Source organism: Pseudomonas sp. NFACC02, assembly GCF_900110765.1.
Classification (GTDB): domain Bacteria; phylum Pseudomonadota; class Gammaproteobacteria; order Pseudomonadales; family Pseudomonadaceae; genus Aquipseudomonas.
On sequence record NZ_FOEO01000008.1, the window covers coordinates 1 to 19,708 of the forward strand.

General features: G+C 57.7%; 18 protein-coding genes and 2 pseudogenes. 11 read left to right on the forward strand and 9 right to left on the reverse strand.

Annotated features, from left to right (window positions below; genetic code table 11):
* The first annotated feature begins 501 nt into the window (after nt 1–501).
* Together BMY73_RS09325 and BMY73_RS09330 are read left to right on the forward strand one after the other, a co-directional pair.
* Nucleotides 502–750, forward strand: coding sequence for a TIGR02647 family protein (locus BMY73_RS09325; protein ID WP_062379696.1), 249 nt, complete (start codon nt 502–504; stop codon nt 748–750).
* A 203-nt stretch (nt 751–953) separates the two neighbouring features.
* Nucleotides 954–3,803 carry a class I adenylate cyclase gene (locus BMY73_RS09330; RefSeq protein ID WP_092406611.1) on the forward strand — a complete coding sequence of 950 codons (2,850 nt, stop codon included), beginning with the start codon at nt 954–956 and terminating at the stop codon, nt 3,801–3,803.
* Between the two features lie 418 nt (nt 3,804–4,221).
* Here BMY73_RS09330 and BMY73_RS09335 read toward each other — a convergent pair whose 3' ends face one another.
* Together BMY73_RS09335 and cyaY are read right to left on the reverse strand one after the other, a co-directional pair.
* Nucleotides 4,222–4,443: a DUF1289 domain-containing protein gene (locus BMY73_RS09335; protein ID WP_092406613.1), complete on the reverse strand. Its 222-nt coding sequence runs from the start codon at nt 4,441–4,443 to the stop codon at nt 4,222–4,224.
* A complete protein-coding gene (cyaY, locus tag BMY73_RS09340) occupies nt 4,443–4,799 on the reverse strand; it encodes an iron donor protein CyaY (protein ID WP_062379700.1) in 357 nt (118 codons plus the stop codon). The genes BMY73_RS09335 and cyaY overlap by 1 nt, the downstream gene beginning before the upstream one ends.
* A gap of 239 nt (nt 4,800–5,038) precedes the next feature.
* Here cyaY and BMY73_RS09345 point away from each other — a divergent pair, with 239 nt between their 5' ends.
* Genes BMY73_RS09345 through BMY73_RS09370 form a run of 6 tightly spaced genes read left to right on the forward strand, consistent with a single transcriptional unit; the run spans nt 5,039 to nt 9,634 of the window.
* Nucleotides 5,039–5,197 carry an LPS translocon maturation chaperone LptM gene (locus BMY73_RS09345; protein ID WP_081564772.1) on the forward strand — a complete coding sequence of 53 codons (159 nt, stop codon included), beginning with the start codon at nt 5,039–5,041 and terminating at the stop codon, nt 5,195–5,197.
* A 9-nt stretch (nt 5,198–5,206) separates the two neighbouring features.
* Entirely contained in the window at nt 5,207–6,454 is a 1,248-nt protein-coding gene (gene lysA, locus BMY73_RS09350; protein WP_092406615.1) for a diaminopimelate decarboxylase, read from the forward strand.
* A gap of 4 nt (nt 6,455–6,458) precedes the next feature.
* Nucleotides 6,459–7,289 (forward strand): diaminopimelate epimerase, encoded by an 831-nt coding sequence (gene dapF, locus BMY73_RS09355; RefSeq protein ID WP_092406617.1) that lies wholly within the window; start codon nt 6,459–6,461, stop codon nt 7,287–7,289.
* Between the two features lie 13 nt (nt 7,290–7,302).
* Nucleotides 7,303–8,040, forward strand: a complete 738-nt coding sequence (locus BMY73_RS09360; RefSeq protein ID WP_062379706.1) for a DUF484 family protein — start codon at nt 7,303–7,305, stop codon at nt 8,038–8,040.
* Nucleotides 8,041–8,042: 2 nt separating this feature from the next.
* On the forward strand, nt 8,043–8,942 hold the full coding sequence (gene xerC / locus BMY73_RS09365; protein WP_092406619.1) for a tyrosine recombinase XerC: 900 nt from the start codon (nt 8,043–8,045) through the stop codon (nt 8,940–8,942).
* Nucleotides 8,939–9,634 carry an HAD family hydrolase gene (locus BMY73_RS09370; protein WP_092406621.1) on the forward strand — a complete coding sequence of 232 codons (696 nt, stop codon included), beginning with the start codon at nt 8,939–8,941 and terminating at the stop codon, nt 9,632–9,634. The genes xerC and BMY73_RS09370 overlap by 4 nt, the downstream gene beginning before the upstream one ends.
* 122 nt (nt 9,635–9,756) lie before the next feature.
* On the opposite strand, the gene sutA is transcribed toward BMY73_RS09370, so the two are convergent.
* The 4 genes from sutA to glnK all read right to left on the reverse strand — a co-directional run bounded on the left by sutA (nt 9,757) and on the right by glnK (nt 12,562).
* Entirely contained in the window at nt 9,757–10,089 is a 333-nt protein-coding gene (sutA, locus tag BMY73_RS09375) for a transcriptional regulator SutA (protein WP_092406623.1), read from the reverse strand.
* A 93-nt stretch (nt 10,090–10,182) separates the two neighbouring features.
* Entirely contained in the window at nt 10,183–10,614 is a 432-nt protein-coding gene (locus tag BMY73_RS09380) for a secondary thiamine-phosphate synthase enzyme YjbQ (protein ID WP_092406625.1), read from the reverse strand.
* 238 nt (nt 10,615–10,852) lie between these two features.
* Complete coding sequence (locus BMY73_RS09385; protein ID WP_062379716.1) at nt 10,853–12,190, reverse strand: ammonium transporter; 1,338 nt, start codon at nt 12,188–12,190, stop codon at nt 10,853–10,855.
* 33 nt (nt 12,191–12,223) lie between these two features.
* A complete protein-coding gene (gene glnK / locus BMY73_RS09390; protein ID WP_002555808.1) occupies nt 12,224–12,562 on the reverse strand; it encodes a P-II family nitrogen regulator in 339 nt (112 codons plus the stop codon).
* A gap of 416 nt (nt 12,563–12,978) precedes the next feature.
* Here glnK and BMY73_RS09395 point away from each other — a divergent pair, with 416 nt between their 5' ends.
* Nucleotides 12,979–13,242 carry an accessory factor UbiK family protein gene (locus BMY73_RS09395; protein ID WP_062379719.1) on the forward strand — a complete coding sequence of 88 codons (264 nt, stop codon included), beginning with the start codon at nt 12,979–12,981 and terminating at the stop codon, nt 13,240–13,242.
* 41 nt (nt 13,243–13,283) lie between these two features.
* Here the strand turns inward: BMY73_RS09395 and BMY73_RS28545 are convergent.
* Nucleotides 13,284–13,385, reverse strand: a pseudogene (locus BMY73_RS28545) (addiction module antidote protein, HigA family); the annotation flags it as partial.
* A gap of 116 nt (nt 13,386–13,501) precedes the next feature.
* On the opposite strand from BMY73_RS28545, the pseudogene BMY73_RS09405 reads away from it, so the two are divergent.
* A pseudogene (locus BMY73_RS09405) lies at nt 13,502–14,353 on the forward strand (magnesium chelatase domain-containing protein); the annotation flags it as partial.
* Between the two features lie 88 nt (nt 14,354–14,441).
* Here BMY73_RS09405 and BMY73_RS28800 read toward each other — a convergent pair.
* On the reverse strand, nt 14,442–14,708 hold the full coding sequence (locus tag BMY73_RS28800; RefSeq protein WP_092406629.1) for an MbcA/ParS/Xre antitoxin family protein: 267 nt from the start codon (nt 14,706–14,708) through the stop codon (nt 14,442–14,444).
* Nucleotides 14,709–16,351: 1,643 nt separating this feature from the next.
* Between BMY73_RS28800 and BMY73_RS09425 the strand changes: the two genes are divergently transcribed.
* Nucleotides 16,352–17,239, forward strand: a complete 888-nt coding sequence (locus tag BMY73_RS09425; protein ID WP_092406633.1) for a hypothetical protein — start codon at nt 16,352–16,354, stop codon at nt 17,237–17,239.
* Nucleotides 17,240–17,820: 581 nt separating this feature from the next.
* On the opposite strand, the gene BMY73_RS09435 is transcribed toward BMY73_RS09425, so the two are convergent.
* Complete coding sequence (locus tag BMY73_RS09435) at nt 17,821–18,429, reverse strand: hypothetical protein (RefSeq protein WP_092406637.1); 609 nt, start codon at nt 18,427–18,429, stop codon at nt 17,821–17,823.
* Nucleotides 18,430–19,708: the final 1,279 nt, after the last annotated feature.

Below are 19,708 nucleotides of genomic sequence, written 5' to 3' on the forward strand. Positions count from 1 at the left end.
GGGCACTTTTGGTTACTTTTGGTGCCTTTTCAAAAGTGACCCGCCGGAGGGGCGGAAAGGTGAATCGGCGCCACCCGAGAAAATGGATCTGCCCACCCTCCCAATGCCAAACCCAACAAACCACACGAATCCAACAAACCCAACAAACCCAACAAACCCACCCACCGCGCACCTCAAAAACTAAAAAGCCCTGACATCGTCTACGTTTGGCATGCCCCCAAGTCGCGTTCAATGGAGCCTGAATTCTCTCGGTAAGAAGATCAGAAGCGAGATCGGAAGCAGACCGCTGCGCTGTGCGCCAGATCGAGGGCAAGCGCGCTCCCTACGCCCCCCGGGCAGAAGCATTACCGCAACGCACCACCTGACGACCGGCCAGATACTTTCTGCAAAACCCCCAGACGCTAACTACACTCCAGATGCCTCGCTGCCGCTTGACCGACGGGGCTGTCACGTCTGCGATTCGTTCGCCGCGTTTTCAATTAGAAAAAGTCTGGAGCACCTATGTCGTTTACCCCTGAATTGGTTGCCGAACTGGAAATCCTGTCACTGTTCAACCTAAGCAATACCCAGGAGGGTCTTAAAGTCCACCACGTGGCTGCTCCCACCGCTGTTGCCGCTGCCAAACGACTCTTTGAAAAAGGCCTGACGACACAGGTCGACGGAGGCTATCTGACCAGTCTGGGACTGGATGCCGCCGAGCACGCTCAATCGCTGCTGATCATTCTGACCACCGCCCAGGAAGCGGCCTGAAATCGTCGCACCGCGAAACCTTTTTCATGCCTCATGAAATAAAGGTTTCGCGCCCCCTTCATTTGTAAGATGCTGCGCCGATAAAATTCTGGCGCCAGAAAAAAGACAACCATCGCGTTATCAGCAGCCATCGGATGCTGATCCTTCTTTCCTGTCGTCTTGTTCGCCACCCCAGCAGTGCCGCTCGCCGGCTTTGAGTCGCGATGACGCGTAGTTTTGAAATTCGCCCCGATCTGGATGAGGGCATCGACCGTAAGGTCCTCAGCCAGTTGCGCAACCGCTTCCTGACCCTCAACGAAGGGCGGCTCGCGCGTGCCAACGAAGGTTTATCTACGCGCCAACAGTCCGTACTGGCGCTGTTGCCGCTGTTTTTTCACGTTAACCATCCTTTGCTGCCCGGCTATGTGTCGGGTACGACGCCCGCTGGCGTGTCCCACTACGAACCTGATGCGCAGGCGTTGGCCGAAGCGCAGCGCCTGACGCGCTCCTTCTCCTACAAGCCCCGTCGCGGCAACCCTCCAATGCCCATCCATGGCATTTTCCTGATGGGCAGCCTGGGCACGCTGGCTCAGGCCGAGCAAAGCGACATGGACGTCTGGATCTGTCACGACACGAACCTGTCGCCCGACGCGGTCCTTGAGCTGCGCAAAAAATGCCAGGCGCTGGAAACCTGGGCAGCGACCATGGGCGCCGAAGCGCATTTTTTTCTTATTGATCCCGAGCGGTTTGTTCTGGGCGAACGCGATGCACAGCTGAGCGGCGAAGATTGCGGAACGACGCAGCACTATCTGCTGCTCGACGAGTTCTATCGCACGGCGATCTGGTTGGCGGGTCGCACACCCCTCTGGTGGCTGGTGCCCGCTTACGAAGAGACACGTTACGCCGAGTACACCCACACGCTCCTGTCCAAGCGATTCATTCGAGAAGACGAAGTGCTCGATCTGGGCAACATGTCGCACATTCCGCCCGGCGAGTTCATCGGTGCCGGGCTCTGGCAGCTGTTCAAGGGCATTGAGTCGCCCTACAAATCCGTGCTCAAGCTTTTGCTGACCGAGGTCTATGCCAGCGAACACCCGCAGGTGCAGTGCCTGAGCATGCGCCTCAAACAGCAGGTGTTTGCCCGAAACGTCGACCTGGACGAACTCGATCCTTACATGATGGTGTACCGCCGGATCGAGGAATACCTGCGGGCCCGAGGCGAGCCCGAACGCCTGGAACTGGTCAGGCGCAGCCTCTACCTCAAGGTGAACAAAAAGCTCACCGGCTTGCCGCGCCAGCGCACCACGAGTTGGCAACGTCAGCTGCTGGAGCGGCTGGTCAAAGAATGGAAATGGGACGAGCGTCAGTTGGCCCTGCTCGACAGCCGCAGCCAGTGGAAGGTGCGACAAGTATCCAGCGAGCGCCGCGCTTTGGTCAGCGAGCTCAACTACAGCTATCGCTTCCTGACCCAGTTCGCGCGTACGCAAAACGCGATCAGCTCCATCAACAAGCGCGACCTGAACGTGCTCGGCCGTCGACTGTATGCCGCGTTCGAGCGAAAAGCGGGCAAGGTCGAATTCGTCAATCCGGGCATCTCTCCAGACCTGGCCGAAGACACCTTGACGCTCGTGCAATCACCGAACAAGCGTGAACCCGGCAAATATCAGTGGGGTTTGTACAACGGCAATCTCGGTGCCCATGAGTGGGAAGCCTTTGCGCCGATCAAGCGCAGCCGCGAGCTACTGGAGCTTCTGACCTGGTGCCATCGCAATAACGTGATCGACAGCGGCACCCGACTCGCGTTGCATCCCGGGACCAGTGACCTGACCGAATTCGAGCTGTTCAATCTTCAGGGTGCCTTGCAGCAAAGCATCCCGACACCGCTGGGCATGGTTCACGAGGAGGTGTTGCTCAAACCAAGCGTGCCCTGCGAAATCCTGCTGCTGGTCAATGTGGGGGTGGATCCGCTCAAGCATCACAAAGACCTGAACATCCTGATGACCACCGAGCGCACGGATTCGCTGAGCTATGCCGGGGTGCGGGAAAACCTGGTGCTGACCTTCGACCAGATCACCCTCAACAGCTGGAACGAGGTGCTGGTCAGCCGCTTCGACGGTCCCCATGCGCTGCTCGACTGCCTCACCGAACTGCTCAACAACTTGCCCGACACCTCACCCGACCCCGTCATCCGCGTGCGCTGCTTCTGCCATAACCGGGCACCTGCGATTGCGCAAAGGGTCGAGGAACTGGTCAACACGGCGCAGTTGCTGCTGGCCCGAAACCTGAATCATCGTTATCTGATCCAGGTTCAGCACCACTATCACGTGCTGGAAATGACGCCGGGGCAAGTCGCCCACGTTGCAATCGACAACCTGACGGCGCTTTACGACTACCTCGGCGAAGAACTGCCAACCTACAGCCCGATCCACCTGGACCCGCATGCGCTCGATGACAATGACCTGTCGCTGATCATTCCTCACGGTCAGCCTGAGTGCATTCAGGTGTTTTACCGGATCAACGAGCCGCAGGCCGATCTGTACGTACTCGATGAACACAATGCCCTTTGGCATCAGCGTCTGCCGTATCACGACGAATCCAGTCTGATGATGCCGTTGCAGCGCTTTCTGCAGTCATTGATGTATCGACGTGGCGCGCGCTTGCCGCTGGACAATCCACTGGAACCCTCGTCGCTGGAGACGTTGTATTACCGGATCACCCCGGACGGCGCCGGCCGGGCACGGCGCATCGAGCAACGACTGGCGCCGGTCATGCCCACCGACAAACCGTTTTACGACGTTCAGGCCATCGTCGAGGAAGCCTCTCCCAGCCAGGTCAGCGTGACGCTCTACTGCGACGGCATGGAATTTTCAGAGCTTGAATTCGGCGAGCAACTGTACAGCGTCGTCGCGCGCAAAATCCTCGATCAGCGCAGCGAGCCGCAACGCTACCGCTGCTACATCACCGACCTGGATCTCTCGGGGATACTGGGGGACACGCGAGGACAGACCATTCTGTTCCTGCGCTACAAGGCGGAGCTTGAGAAGTCGCTGAATGAAGCGATGGATGAGGCTTGAGGGCCTATTGGACCGGCATCATCGCGGCATGAAACTCCGTAGTAATTGTCTTCCTCACACCACATGTGCAGCCTCTCTGGAGGCTTTGATTCTGCCCGCAGGGCGTAGGAGCGTGGCTTGTCCCGCGATCTGGCGCGAAGCGGCAGTAACGTCAGGCAACTCGGTGTGTCAGCTAGACCGCATCAGCCGGGTTTGCTGCCGGTTCCCGGCAGATCGCGGGACAAGCCACGCTCCTACGCCCTCCGGGCATCCGCCGTTCTGCGGACATGTGCTTTTGATTCTGGCCGTAGGCCGTAGCCGGCTTACTGTGGGCCGGAGTCGGACGAATTCAGCGTGTCAGTCAGCTCACTCATACTGACCCACCGCGTTCGCCAGCAAGCCGGCTCCTACAATCAATCGCGGCGCTTGGGACCTGGGGTTAAGCCCCTGCCCGACGCTGGTCGGCCTGTCGCACAATCTCTCTTCTGCGCTCATCCGTCGCCGCGCGCCATTCGCGGATGTCTTCGACGTGCCGGAAGCACCCCGTACACACTTTGTCCTCGTCCAGCCGGCATACGCTGATGCAAGGCGATGGAACAGCCGGGCTGACGTTGCTGAACAGCGGTTTCGGCGGTCTGACAGGGGCGGAACTTGCCGTCATTAGCGATTGCCGTCGCTATGACCGTCAATGGCGTCGAACTCGATTTCGACACCGGCCTGCTTCAGCGCCAGACGCTGAAGCATTTCGCCTAAAAGCTCCTCGCTTTTGTCGCACACCCAGCGTTTCTCTTCTTCGTCATAGTCGAAGTGGAAACCACCGTCGACCGCTGCCAGCCACAACTGACGCAGCGGCTCCTGACGACTGAAGATGAACTGAGTGCCGTTTTCAAATTTCACGGTCAGCACACCGGCCGAGCTCTCAAGGTCCAGATCAAGACCGCTGTCGTCGAAAATATCCTCGAGCTTTTCTTGGGTGGCATCCACCAGGTCGTGAAAGCGGGCTTCGGTCAAACTCATTGCAGGAACCTCGAAAGTGTCTACGGATGGCGCAGCGACGCACGATACGGTCGCTCCCCGGCAATTGCAAAGCATACCCGCCCAATTGCCATCCGCTGCGCCAAAAAACCGCACAGTGTTTACATGGTTATCCGGTCAATGCGTCAAAGCCCCGCCGGACGGGAACTCCAGCGCATAGGCAATCTGTAGGCTGGTCGGTATACTCGGGCGCAATTAATGCTTATACAAAGGATTTCGCCATGAAGCGCCTGATTTCCTCCCTGGCCGCGCTCCTCGCTGTAGCGTGCCTGGTCTCTGCCTGCGGTCAAAAAGGTCCTCTGTACCTGCCCGATGATGAACAGTCCAACGCCCCGGGCGCTCAGAACCAATCGCACTCGCACAAGCACTCGACCTACTAGGGATTGACCATGGACGCCTTCAACTACCGCGACGGTGAGCTGTTCGCGGAGGGAGTTGCATTGTCTGCCATCGCCGAGCGCTTCGGCACGCCGACGTATGTCTACTCCCGCGCGCACATCGAAGCACAATACCGCGCCTATGCCGACGCTCTGAGCGGCATGCCGCATCTGGTCTGCTTCGCGGTTAAAGCGAACTCCAATCTGGGCGTCCTCAATGTCCTGGCCCGTCTCGGCGCCGGTTTCGACATCGTTTCCCGTGGCGAACTGGAGCGCGTGCTGGCCGCCGGCGGTCAGGCCGACAAGATCGTTTTCTCGGGTGTCGGCAAGACCCGTGACGACATGCGTCGGGCGCTTGAAGTCGGCGTTCATTGCTTTAACGTCGAATCCACCGACGAACTGGAGCGCCTGCAGGTCGTGGCCGCCGAAATGGGCGTACGTGCCCCGGTGTCCCTGCGCGTGAACCCGGACGTCGACGCGGGCACTCACCCGTACATTTCCACCGGCCTTAAAGAAAACAAGTTCGGCATCGCCATCGCCGACGCCGAAGACGTCTACATCCGCGCTGCGCAGTTGCCGAACCTGGAAGTCATCGGCGTCGATTGCCACATCGGTTCGCAACTGACCACGCTGTCGCCGTTCGTCGATGCGCTGGATCGCCTGCTGGATCTGGTCGATCGCCTCGGCGACTGCGGCATTCAGCTTCGTCACCTGGATCTGGGTGGCGGTCTGGGCGTGCGCTATCGCGATGAAGAGCCGCCCCTGGCAGGCGACTACATCAAAGCCGTGCGCGAACGCCTTGAGGGCCGCGATCTGGCACTGATGTTCGAACCGGGCCGCTTCATCGTGGCAAACGCCGGCGTGCTGCTGACCCGTATCGAGTACCTCAAGCACACCGAGCACAAAGACTTCGCCATCGTTGATGCGGCCATGAACGACCTTATCCGCCCGGCGCTGTACCAGGCCTGGATGGATGTCACGGCCGTTCAACCGCGCGATGGCGCCAAGCGCATGTACGATATCGTCGGTCCCATCTGCGAAACCGGCGATTTCCTGGCCAAGGAACGCGAACTCGCGCTCGCCGAGGGCGACCTGCTCGCTGTTCACTCCGCCGGGGCTTATGGCTTCGTGATGAGCTCCAACTACAACACCCGCGGCCGTACTGCCGAGGTATTGGTCGATGGGGATCAGGCGTTCGAAGTGCGTCGTCGTGAAACCGTGACTGAGCTGTTTGCCGGCGAAAGCCTGCTGCCGGAGTAATCCCATGCTGCTGCGTTTTACCAAGATGCATGGCCTGGGTAACGATTTCATGGTGCTGGACCTCGTGAGCCAGCACGCGCACATTTTGCCCAAGCACGCCAAGCAATGGGGTGATCGACACACCGGCATCGGTTTCGATCAACTGCTGCTGGTTGAAGCGCCGAGCAATCCGGATGTGGATTTTCGCTATCGGATTTTCAATTCCGACGGGTCCGAAGTCGAACAATGCGGCAACGGCGCGCGCTGCTTCGCCCGCTTCGTGCTGGATAAGCGCCTGACGGCCAAAAAGCAGATCCGGGTCGAAACCAAGAGCGGCATCATCGAACTGGACATCCGTAACGACGGCCAGATCAGCGTCAACATGGGTGCGCCGCGCCTGGCGCCGGCAGACATTCCCTTCGATGCGCCGCAACAGGCCACCCGGTATACGCTGGATGTCGAAGGTGAAAGTGTCGAAATCGCTGCGGTGTCGATGGGTAATCCCCATGCGGTGCTGCGGGTTTTCGACATCAACAATGCCCCCGTTCACAGCCTCGGCCCGAAGATCGAAAACCACCCACGCTTTCCGGCCCGTGTGAACGTCGGTTTCCTCCACGTCGTAGACCGCCACCGCGCACAGTTGCGCGTCTGGGAGCGTGGGGCGGGAGAAACCCAGGCCTGCGGCACCGGCGCCTGCGCAGCGGCGGTAGCCGCTATCAGCCAGGGCTGGATGGAGTCGCCGCTGTTGATCGATCTGCCCGGCGGGCGCCTGTCCATCGAATGGGCCGGCCCGGGGCATCCTGTGTTGATGACCGGCCCGGCCGTCAGGGTCTACGAAGGCCAAGTACGTCTATGAGTGAGAGTATCCAATGACCGACCAGCCTCAGACTTCAACCGACACGCCCAGCGAATCGCCTGCCGATAACGCAGTGCCCGCCCTTGAAGCCGAGGCAGTCGCCGCCTGGCTACAGCAACACCCGGACTTTTTTGCCGAGCACGACGACCTGCTCACCGCGATGCGCATTCCTCATCAGCGTGGCGACACCGTCTCGCTGGTTGAGCGGCAGCTGAAACTGCTGCGCGAGCGCAACATTGAAATGCGTCATCGGCTTTCACAACTGATGGACGTGGCGCGCGACAATGACCGTCTCTTCGAAAAAACCCGTCGCCTGATCCTCACGCTGATGGACGCCAACAGCCTGGAAGACATCGTCATTGCGGTGGAAGACAGCCTTCGTCAGGAGTTTCAGGTGCCTTTCGTCAGCCTGATCCTGTTCAGCGACAACCCGATGACGGTTGGCCGCTGGGTCAGCAGTGCGGATGCGCAGAAGGCCATCGGTGGGTTGATATCCGGCGGCAAAACGGTCTGCGGTGCCTTGCGGGAGCACGAGTTGGAGTTCCTGTTCGGGGCGGACCAGAGCAAGGAAGTGGGCTCCACCGCCATCGTCGCGCTCAACCACCAGGGCCTGCATGGCGTACTCGCCATTGGCAGCCGCGATCCGCAACATTACAAAAGCTCGGTGGGCACGCTGTTTCTCAGCTATATCGCCGATGTGTTGAGCCGCCTGCTGCCACGCTTCACCAACGCCCTGCGTTCGGTACGCTAGCCATGGAAAGGCAACTGGACGCTTACTGCACACACCTGCGCAGTGAGCGTCAGGTGTCGCCCCACACCCTTGATGCCTATCGCCGAGACTTGAGCAGAGTGTTGAGCTTCTGCGAGAAACAGAACATCGGCTGCTGGAAGGAACTGGACATCCAGTCCATGCGCGGCCTCGTTGCCCGCCTGCACCAGCAAGGTCAGTCATCCCGCAGCATCGCCCGATTGCTCTCCGCCGTGCGTGGCTTTTATCACTATCTGAACCGCGAAGGCGTCTGCGACCACGACCCGGCCAATGGGCTGGCCCCTCCCAAAGGCGAGCGCCGCCTACCCAAGACGCTGGATGCCGACCGCACGCTGCAACTGCTGGAAGGCGGCGTAGAAGACGAATTCCTCGCGCGGCGAGATCACGCCATTCTCGAATTGTTTTACTCGTCCGGCCTGCGCTTGTCCGAGCTGACAGGCCTGAACTGCGAACAGCTGGATCTGGCGGACGGGCTGGTCCAGGTTATCGGCAAAGGCAGCAAGACCCGCGTACTCCCCGTCGGCCGAAAAGCGCGCCAGGCGCTGGAGGAATGGTTGAAGCAACGCGCGCTGGCCAACCCTCAGGACGACGCGGTGTTCATCAGCCAGCAAGGTCGACGACTGGGACCGAGATCGATCCAGCTTCGGGTCAAGGCAGCGGGTGAGCGCGAGCTGGGACAAAATCTGCACCCGCACATGCTCCGGCACTCTTTCGCCAGCCACTTGCTTGAATCCTCCCAGGACCTGCGCGCCGTGCAGGAGCTGCTGGGACACGCCGACATCACAACGACTCAGATCTACACCCACCTGGATTTCCAACACTTGGCAACGGTGTATGACAGCGCCCATCCACGGGCCAAACGCAAGGATTCTTCAGAACCATGAGCATCAAGCTGATCACCTTCGATCTGGACGACACGCTGTGGCACACCGCACCGGCCATTGTCAGCGCAGAAGCCATGCTGCGCGACTGGCTGGCAGAGCATGCGCCGAAACTGGGCCCTGTGCCGGTGGAACACTTGTGGGAGATTCGCTCGCGATTGGTGGAAGCCGACCCAAGCTTCAAGCACCGAATCAGCGCATTGCGCCGTCGGGTGCTGTTTCTGGCGCTTGAGGATGCGGGTTATGGACACGGCGAGGCACAGGACCTGGCAGACCGCGGCTTTGAAGTCTTCCTGCAAGGACGGCATCAGCTGGATATCTTTCCCGAGGTCGTCCCCACACTGGAACAGCTCACCAAGCAGTACACGCTGGGCGTGGTCACCAACGGCAATGCCGACGTCCGTCGTTTGGGGCTGGCCGACTATTTTGCGTTTGCACTGTGTGCGGAAGATCTGGGTATCGGCAAGCCCGATCCCGCGCCCTTTATGGAAGCGCTAAAACGCGGCAACGCCGACGCGCGCCATGCCGTGCATGTCGGCGATCACCCCGGCGACGACATCGCGGGGGCCCAGCAGGCCGGCCTACGCGCGATCTGGTACAACCCGGCGGGCAAACCGTGGGAATCGGACAGATTGCCGGATGCGCAGATCAGGAGTTTGACGGAGCTGCCTGGGGTGTTGGCGGGGCTGGCTTGAGATTGTTAGTTTGATGCCCTTCGGGCATCAGAGTAAGAAGTCCAAGCAAAACACCTACAAAGCAAAAGCCCAAAAAAAGCCCGCAGCGACAGCGGGCTTTTTTCCAGCAGGTATCAGCACCCTTAGATAGGGCGGCTACCGTACTTGTTGTCAGGCTTCTTGGGCGGATCGGCGACCACGTTGGCCTCCACTTCCTGCACTTTGCCGCCACGGGCGAGGAATTCCTCCATCGCGCGAGCCAGAGCATCACGCTCTTTGTTCTTGGCCTCTACGCTGGGCAGCTCATCAATCGAGACCGCAGCCTTGGCCTTGCCTTTGGCGGGAGTGACCGAGGCTTCGGGGCTGTCTTCGACATCCGAAACATCTTCATCGGGAGCAGCCGCAAGCTCCTCACCGTCGTCCTCACCTTCCAGATCGTCTTCCAGACCTTCGTTATCGATGTCGTCGTCGCTCATGTTCTACCTCATGACTTGCGAAAGCAGATTAGTTATAGCCCAGCTGCGCCTAATTTCTAAGACAGCCGGAAAAAATTCAACCGCCGCTGACAATCAGCGGTGGTGCCCCTCACCTTGCAGGGTGGCGAGGACTTTGCGGGCACCGCCAGCATCACGGTGCTCGCCTAAATAAACACCTTGCCAGGTTCCCATGGCCAACCTTCCGTCAGTGACCGGAAGAACAAGCTGGCAGCCTAGCAAACTGGCTTTGAAGTGCGCAGGCAGGTCATCGGGACCCTCATCGTCATGTTCATAACCGTCACGCCCTTGCGGCACCAACCGGTTGAAAAAACGCTCGAAGTCACGACGCACAGCCGGGTCGGCATTCTCGTTGATGGTCAACGAGGCCGAGGTATGCTGCAGCCATAAATGCAACAGCCCGACGCGACAATCACGCAGTTCGGGAAGTCCTGCGACGATTTCATCGGTCACCAGATGAAACCCGCGAGGCCTTGCACGCAGCGTGATTCTGGTCTGTTGCCACATACAGTTCTCCGCCCTTCGGCGCGCATTCTAACGCGCTAAAAAAAAAAACAAAGCGCGCAATGAGTGACGTTTTCTGTAAGCCGAAAACCCTACCGGGTATCCCGTTGCAAGAACGTCCGGGGATGCCCTGTGGCGGGGCCTGCATGCCGTTGGCGCGTCACTCGCTGGCTGTCCTGCCTATCGACAAACGCCAGACAAAAAAATGCCCGGTAAACCGGGCATTTTTTTCAAACGATGGTTACAAGTTGTAGCCACGCTCGTTGTGTTGCGCAAGGTCCAGGCCCACCGCTTCTTCTTCCTCGGTGACACGCAGGCCCATGACCGCGTCCAGCACCTTGAGGATGATGAAGGTCACGATCGCGGTGTAGATGATCGTGAAGCCTACGCCTTTGCACTGAATCCACACTTGAGCAGCGATGTCGGTCACAGTGCCGAAGCCGCCCAGCGACGGTGCTGCGAAGACGCCGGTCAGGATCGCGCCCAGGATACCGCCGATGCCGTGAACGCCGAAGGCATCCAGGGAGTCGTCGTAGCCCAGTTTGCGTTTCAGGCTGGTGGCGCAGAAGAAGCAGACCACGCCAGCCGCCAGACCGATGATCAGGCCGCCCATCGGGCCAACAGTACCGGCCGCAGGGGTAATGGCAACCAGACCGGCAACCACGCCCGAAGCGATACCCAGCGCGCTTGGCTTACCGTGGGTCAGCCACTCGGCGAACATCCAGCCCAGCGCAGCGGCGGCGGTTGCGATCTGAGTGACCAGCATCGCCATACCGGCAGTGCCGTTCGCCGCAGCAGCGGAACCGGCGTTGAAGCCGAACCAGCCTACCCACAGCATCGCTGCGCCGACCAGGGTGTAACCCAGGTTGTGCGGAGCCATCGGAGTGGTCGGGAAGCCTTTGCGCTTGCCCAGCACCAGGCACGCTACCAGGCCGGCCACACCAGCGTTGATGTGAACGACGGTGCCGCCTGCGAAGTCGAGAACGCCCCAGTCCCACAGCAGACCACCAACACCACTCCAGACCATGTGCGCGATTGGCGCATAAACCAGGGTGAACCAGATGGCCATGAAGATCAGCATCGCGGAGAACTTCATGCGTTCTGCGAAGGCACCGACGATCAGGGCTGGAGTAATGATGGCAAACGTCATCTGGAAGGTGACGAACACAGCTTCCGGGAACAGCGCTGTGGCACCTGTGATGCTGGAAGGCGTGATGCCCGCCAGGAACGCCTTCGACAAGCCGCCGACGAAGGAGTTGAAGTTAACGACGTTGGCTTCCATACCGGTGGTGTCAAACGCCATGCTGTAGCCGTAGATGCACCACAGAATGCTGATCAGACCGGTGATGGCGAAGCACTGCATCATCACCGAAAGCACGTTTTTCGAGCGGACCATACCGCCGTAGAACAGCGCGAGGCCGGGCACGGTCATGAACAGCACCAGGGCTGTCGAAGTCAGCATCCAGGCGGTGTCGCCTGAGTTCAGTACTGGGGCTGCCACTTCGTCTGCCGCCATGGCCAAGCCAGGGGTTACGAGGGACAACAGGGCTCCTAGCCCTGCGAATTGACGCAGAGTCATATTGTTTTCTCCTGGGGCGTTGGGTTTGGCGGCTTAGATTGCGTCGGTATCGGTTTCGCCGGTACGGATGCGAATAGCCTGTTCCAGATTGACCACGAAGATCTTTCCGTCACCGATCTTGCCGGTGTTGGCCGCTTTGGTTATCGCTTCGATAACGCGGTCCAGATCCTTGTCGTCGATCGCAACATCGATCTTCACCTTGGGAAGGAAGTCGACTACATATTCCGCACCGCGATACAGCTCGGTGTGGCCTTTCTGACGTCCGAAGCCTTTGACTTCAGTTACCGTGATGCCCTGCACGCCGATTTCGGACAACGACTCGCGTACGTCGTCCAGCTTGAACGGCTTGATGATGGCAGTGACTAGCTTCATGAAACTTTCTCCCGAATTGGTGGACTTGCCCCAGGAAAACAAACCCGACTCAAGTCTAAGCGCAGTGTCTGGCTTTGTAACGCGTCGATGGCCCGAAACAGACCAGACCAACGCCAGAAAACCGCTTCTGACGAAACACTTCCCCGCTCCGCCTGCCGCACTGCATTCGTCACAGCGACTGCATCAGTGCATGGGTCATATGCCACTAAGCAGAAAGCTTGCCATCTCGCCAAATCCTGCGAATTACGGCACGTAGGTGCCCATCATGCGGGTCCAGATCGCCATCACTCATTCGGACCGCACAACAACGGTGCGCGCGTGCACGCCCCGATGCGCGAAAACCGTGCAACCCGCGTCGCGAAAGCGTGAAGAAACGGCGTGCTACACTGCCGACCATCTGATTCTGGAAGTTGATCATGCTCGCGCCCAAAGCTTTTCTAGACGCCCTCAGTGGCCATGCCTCGCGGTTGTTCAACGGCGAAACCCCGTTGCCACGCAATGAATTCGAAACCCAATTCAAAGCGCTGTTGCAAAGCGGCTTCAGCAAACTGGATCTGGTCAGTCGGGAAGAATTCGACAGCCAGATGATCGTCCTGGCCCGCACCCGTGCCCGTCTTGAGGCACTGGAAGCGAAAATGGCCGAGATGGAAGCGCAACTGGCGGCGCAACCAAAAGAGTGAGCGGACCGCATGCCGGCCTATGCCCGGCATGTCGATCGTGCTCAAGCACAGTGCGAGAGGCGCTGAACCTGCGCTTTTATGGCCGACCCACGTTCAATCTCCGTTTTGCGCAGGTCGTAGGTCAGTTGCAGGTTCAGCCAGAAACTTTGTCTGGGATTTCACCCCGACACACCTGGTAGAACTTGCGAAGACAATCCCAGATGATCTCTGACTATCCTTGAGCACGCCGCAGGACGCGGTGCCTCATCAAGGAAAGATCATGTCCCTCGCCATTGTCCTCAGCCGCGCACAAGTCGGTGTCGAAGCACCCGCCGTCACCGTCGAAACCCACCTGGCCAACGGCTTGCCCTCATTGACGCTGGTGGGGCTGCCCGAAGGCGCGGTGAAAGAAAGCAAGGACCGGGTGCGCAGTGCGATTCTCAACTGTCGGCTGGAGTTTCCCGCGCGACGCATCACTCTGAATCTCGCCCCTGCCGACTTGCCCAAGGACGGTGGCCGTTTCGACCTGGCCATCGCATTGGGCTTGCTGGCTGCCAGTGCGCAGGTGCCGACGCTGGCGCTCGATGGCGTGGAATGTCTGGGAGAGCTTGCGCTGTCGGGTGCGATACGGCCTGTGCAGGGCGTGTTGCCCGCAGCGCTGGCGGCCCGCGCGGCTGGGCACACCTTGATCGTGCCGGCAGTCAACGCTGAAGAAGCCTGTCTGGCGTCCGGGCTGAAGGTGATCGCGGTGAGCCATCTGCTCGAACTCGTCTCCCATCTGAACGGCCACACCGTCATCGAGCCGTACAAATCCAACGGGCTGATTCTGCAGACGCAACCTTATCCTGATCTGAGCGAAGTGCAGGGGCAGACTGCAGCCAAACGCGCCCTGCTTGTCGCTGCGGCAGGGGCTCACAATCTATTGTTCAGTGGTCCACCGGGCACCGGTAAAACCCTGCTCGCCAGCCGCCTGCCCGGCTTGCTGCCGCCGCTGGATGAATTCGAGGCACTGGAAGTCGCGGCCATCCAGTCGGTCGCCAGCCATGCGCCACTGACCAGTTGGCCGCAACGCCCGTTCCGTCAGCCGCATCACTCCGCTTCGGGGCCTGCGCTGGTGGGCGGTGGCTGTAGGATTCTTAAATAAATGCGACGATTCTGAAATTGTTGCGACAAATTCTCAGCAACCATCCATAGCCTGGAAAGGCTCTTAGGACCAACCCTCAAATGTAGACACCGTATTCAATCTGCATCAAGACGTCATGGACGCGCTGGTACCCCGATTGAGTAGATAGCAGACTACAGGGCGTCTGATAATCAAGGCTTCGAAATCGGTGAGTGAACCAGCGTTCAGCGTCAGGGCGGGTTCCTAGCACACGCTGGGCGATGGCCAAGATAGCTTCCCTTCTTATCACAAAGCAGAGATGCTCAAGGCTCCAGCAGTTGGTGGCGACCCAGCCCCTTAGGTCAAAAACTTGAAATCCGCTCATTGAGATCACCCTGTCGATGAGTTCAGGACGTGCATCTAACTCCTATGCTACTCCTGACCAGGCCGAATGAAAGTCTCGATCGGATTAGCAGAAGGGACTCCTGCTCCGTTATTGGCTCGACCTCCGAAAACCCGACTGGGGCAGCAGATCGGCAATCCTTAACCCACTAAACCTGCCGTCGCACGGAAACCTGCGCCTGAGATTTTTCTTTTTTGGTTCCTCGGTATCACGCCCCGTCTGACGCAATCTGTCGATGTCGCCACGGGGCGACGGCCACTTAGACGGAAAGTAAAAATGAGTGAGACATTGCGCAATAGATGCAACGATTGCGAAATAGATGCAACTGTTGAGGCTCGATACGAAACGACTGATCTCCTCCGGAAACTAGTGGTACAGAGGTCGCTCAGGCTTTGCGGAATGCAAATAAGGTTCCCGCGCGGAATTCCAGGCCAAAAATTAGTCTTGAGCCCGACCATGTCGACGGAAAATCCCCATGCCATCTCCTTCGGAATTTGTTCCTAGAAACAGAGTTCGAAGGCAGAGTTGTTGCATCAAGTCGTGCGGGTCAACGCCTAGTACCGAGGTAAAGGATCAGAACCATGGCGCCTATTGAGCAATAGCTTCGGCCCTGCTGCAGCCCGCGAATGTTGTCTTCTTTGCTGGCGCAGGCATTTCTGCTCTGCCGAAAGCAGCATTCCTACGTACGGGCGAAAGCTCACAGAAATTTAGGTAGGTCACGACCCGCGAGATTGAGAGCCAGCCAAAGCGATCCGCGAGCAACCGGCGCCGGTATTGAGATGGTATAGGTGGCGAAGACAAGGGTCGCCAACGCACAGCCCAATGCCGCACATCTCGCGATACAGTCAAGCTAGCCTTCGGCGGCTCCCAGCGAGTACTCCGATCGGCTCTTCAGACGTCGCGTTGAATGCAACGTCTAAAAAGGAGCGATCCGGTTCCGGCCTTGAAGCCAAGACAGCTCGAGCTTCCTTGATGAACTGCTCTTGAAGCGACCATTTATCGGTTCTGACCTTACGACGCCCTTTCATAAAGCACCTTCCTTCTCAATGTGGTGAGTCCTCAGCCAACCCCAGACGGCTGAAAATATCTCAAAGCCATTCAATGGCTCGCATCTTTAAAAAAGTCATCTTTGACAACCAAGCCGAGGTTATTCGGATATTCCGGGGCATCCGCACTGAACATGGATTGCACCCGCCTCTCCTCTTTGAGGGTGGCCAGAGTGCGGAAGAAGCAATGCACAGAGGTGAATCTCGTACCGCTCTCCATCGTGCCTAGTGCCATACCCCCAGTGGGCCTGTAGCGTGCCGTGCTGGTACGCGCCTCCTTCCATGCGCGTTGAGTCGCCACACACATCGCACGTCACATCTGTAACGGTATCGACCTCGACTCGTCCAATGACTTTCATGGTCTTCACCTGTATGGACGCTTATTACGTGTGCTGGAAGGGGCCAAATGCAATTTTCGACGTAGCCCTTACTTGCCGTTTCTGGACCAGCCCTTAAACGTCAGTCATCAAGACTGGAATTAAACAGCTCAGGATATCCGTTAATGGCCAATTCCGGCCTGGGGTCCCCTGGCTTACTCGAACGTCCGGTTTCGTCACAACCGCGGAGGTGCTGACCGATATGCTCAGCTTCGCGGTCTCCGGTGACAGGATCCTGCTCATACCGTGTATCGAGTTTTTAGTCCGCTGCTACGGCAGCACACCTGATATCGCCAGAACACTGGCCACTTACCCATGGTCACAGGTCCAGGCAGAGCTTTACGCCGCCATCGAATTGAACCATGAATCATGGCTGGTGCAACCTGCACCTTATGTACATGACGATGACGCGCTGTTGTTGGCGTCGATGTTGTATGCCCCCTACGCTCAGCGAGCTGCTAAAGAAATATATGCGCAAAGGGATCAGGCGTTAGACAGTGGACTGGACGCCGTAAGTCTTCAAGTGCGCCCATGGTTTCAAGGCCAAGCAAAGATTCGTGTGCGTGGCCGTTGGCTCGAGGACCGTAAGACGTTCGTATGCTGCGAGGTCACCGGTCTGAGCGAGCCACAGGGTCACCCCTATGAAATCAGACGACCCAAGTACTCCCTAAAAGGTCCACATGGAGAACCTGTCACGACGATCCGTAGGCCACACGTCGAAGTTCCTAAGCCAGAGGATCCGTTCCAGATTACCGACCGGCAAGAACCTGATCGCGACGCGGCGGAGTGGCGCAAATCAGACCCTGGATTTCAGCTCATTGCACCCAGGTGCCGGTTTACGCGCTCCTCTGAAGAGCGCACCTACTCAGAGAGAAAAGTTGTCACGGTGACGCCGAGCGTCAAGCCCACTCACTCCACAGGCGACAACGTCGGCACCAACAAAGACGTCGGCAAGCTCAAACATGTCGCGAGACGCTTCATGGGCGATAGGGGTGTTCTAAATGCAATGTGGATGGAGCTGATGCGGCTGAAAAACATTCAACCAGGCTTTGCCAATCTGGAATGGTTTTCCCACGATAGGTTTTATTAAGAATCTATTTTCAGGCTGCATCCGCTGTCCGCGTTTGACGATGAAGATTCACCCACGGATGAAGCGCGTCGATGGCTGGCCTTCAAGGAAAATGCGACACGCTTACGTGGCATGCTGGTCGTGCGAGCCGTCATTAATGGTCGCAGCTTCTACATCTTTGAGACACAGCGAAAAAAGGTTCGCCAGGGCAAGGAGTATGGGGAAGAATCCTCATACGGCCTATTGATGGAGATCAGCAACCATTCTTTGGCTTTGAAAGAAATTTCCAATGTCTGCGACAAAATACGTTTCTGCAGTGGGAAATTCCGAGCGTTGGAGGATCTGGGTCTTACGCATTGTTGGATATTTCGGCACATCACCCGAAAGGGGGTGTTTTACGCCAATGCCACATTGCGCAGGGCATTCGCCAGGATGAACGTCGAGCTTAAACGCGGGGAACCGGATCCATCAGCTAAAGCATTCTCGGGCTAAGGATCTGCTGAGCTGAGGGCCGCTAAACACTCAGAAATTCAGCCTCCAAAAATGCTTGGATAGTCGCGAGACCAATCGCCCCGCACTATCGAGATCGTTGCGGCCGCGCGTTACCCCCCCGGCCCCCGGGGTCTATAAGTTGGCGTTGGCACCTGACTGAGAGTGGGCGCAGGCGCCAAGGACGGAGCGTAATCATGGAGCGACATCACCCCTACGACCCTGCCATTGGAAACCCCAATGACCGTCGACATAGCTGCCGGAGAGACATGCCCTTTCCCCTTAGCACGGCCGTCCTCTTCTTTGAATTGCGACAGTGCTTCCAAATACTGGTCAAAAATCTGTTTGCTCACGCCCCTACCCAGCAACTCCAGAGCTGGTTGCTCCGTTTCCCGAACAAAATAGCGCTCTGCTATCAATTCCAGATCCGGGACCTCACCAGAACACAACGTGCCATAGACTACGAAGTGGTGGGTGTAATGCTGTAGGGCTTCCTGCGCTTCCCCGTATGCTTCGAAGAGCGTTTCTTCGGAGGCTACATCCGCAAAAGTCGCTTTGAACTCAACGAGCACCAGCTTGGCATCGACTCCAAAAACGGCATCCCCTGCAGTTCTCTCGTGCCTGCCCGACAACGGAGCAACAAAATCCATCAGACCGTTTACCGCTGCATCAGCAACGAATTTGTACTCAACAGTTTTTTCCCACCACTTTCCATTACTCATGATTCATTGCTTCCATTTAACGACACCAGATGAAGTGATACGAGCTGCGAATAACGCGAGCAACCTAACGGATTCTCTATTCAAATTATGAAGCGCGCCATAGCCAAGATCTCACCTTCTGCCTGAACTGCTCTGGCACGCCGCAGCAGACCGGTGCCCTCCCGTCGGGTCCGAGTGTGAAATTGCACGCCACTTGACCATACGTTTGTATCCGCATCGATCGGTCACAGAAGCACGCCTGACCAGTGCGACGATGACCTAACCGGCAAAACACCAACCCTCGACCGACACCGCTCGTACCGTCGGGGAGCTCCTGATGCTGCTTTGGAAAAGCGACGGAGCCACACCCGAACACGTCCCCGACATAACACGCGTCTTTCACGTTGCCACATTCGTCCTTTGGCGACGTTCAACGGGGGATCAATGTCGCTTGGGAGGACGGGCGACGAATCTCGGAGGTTTGAAGGCCCCGGACTTTTACCCTGCAGAGTTTGCCCCTCAGTCGTACCGACGGCGGCCTGTTATTTCTTCTTGCGGTCCGGACCGTAAAAAAATCAGCGTGAGCCGGATCGTAACCTCAGTGTGACACTTCATCTTATGACGCTCTGCGCACCTATGAAGTGCAGAAACCCATAATACCTACAAGTTTTACTCTGAAAATCAAGCAGATAACTTGGCACATCAATAGTGCATAGATACGATCCGTCGTGCACCAAAAAAAACTTAGCCTGATAAAATAGAGAAAACAAAAAAAACTCGAAAAAATTTATTGACATAACAATCACACAAGGCAAATCTATATGCGGCGAACGACTCGGAGTGTTGTTCACAAACTAAGGAGAAAAAACTGTGAGCACAGTGAAATGGACTATATCCTCGCTTAAGTCAGAACTTATTCTCGCATCGATCACGACTTGAGCTATAAGCCAGTTTGAAAGGAATAATCTGGGTGGACGATTCATCTCCGGAATCTCAAGGATGACGATTATGCTAACCCTCCCAGCTGGTAGCTTCGCGGCAAGAGTCATTGATTCGTTAGCAAAGTCGGTAGACTAACGGTGCATGATTAGAATCTATTTTTACGAGACCAGTTTAATTGAAGATTTAGTGAGTTAAATTTCATCGTAAGAGGCATCTGTGTGTTTTTAAATCTTTTAGAGATCAGACACTCAGGAAAGAGAGTCCATGCACGAGATAGGTAGTGTACAACTGCACAAAATCCAGTGTGAAATTTGGGGGTAATAGTTTAGAACAACGTAAACTCAACAGGGACGGCCAT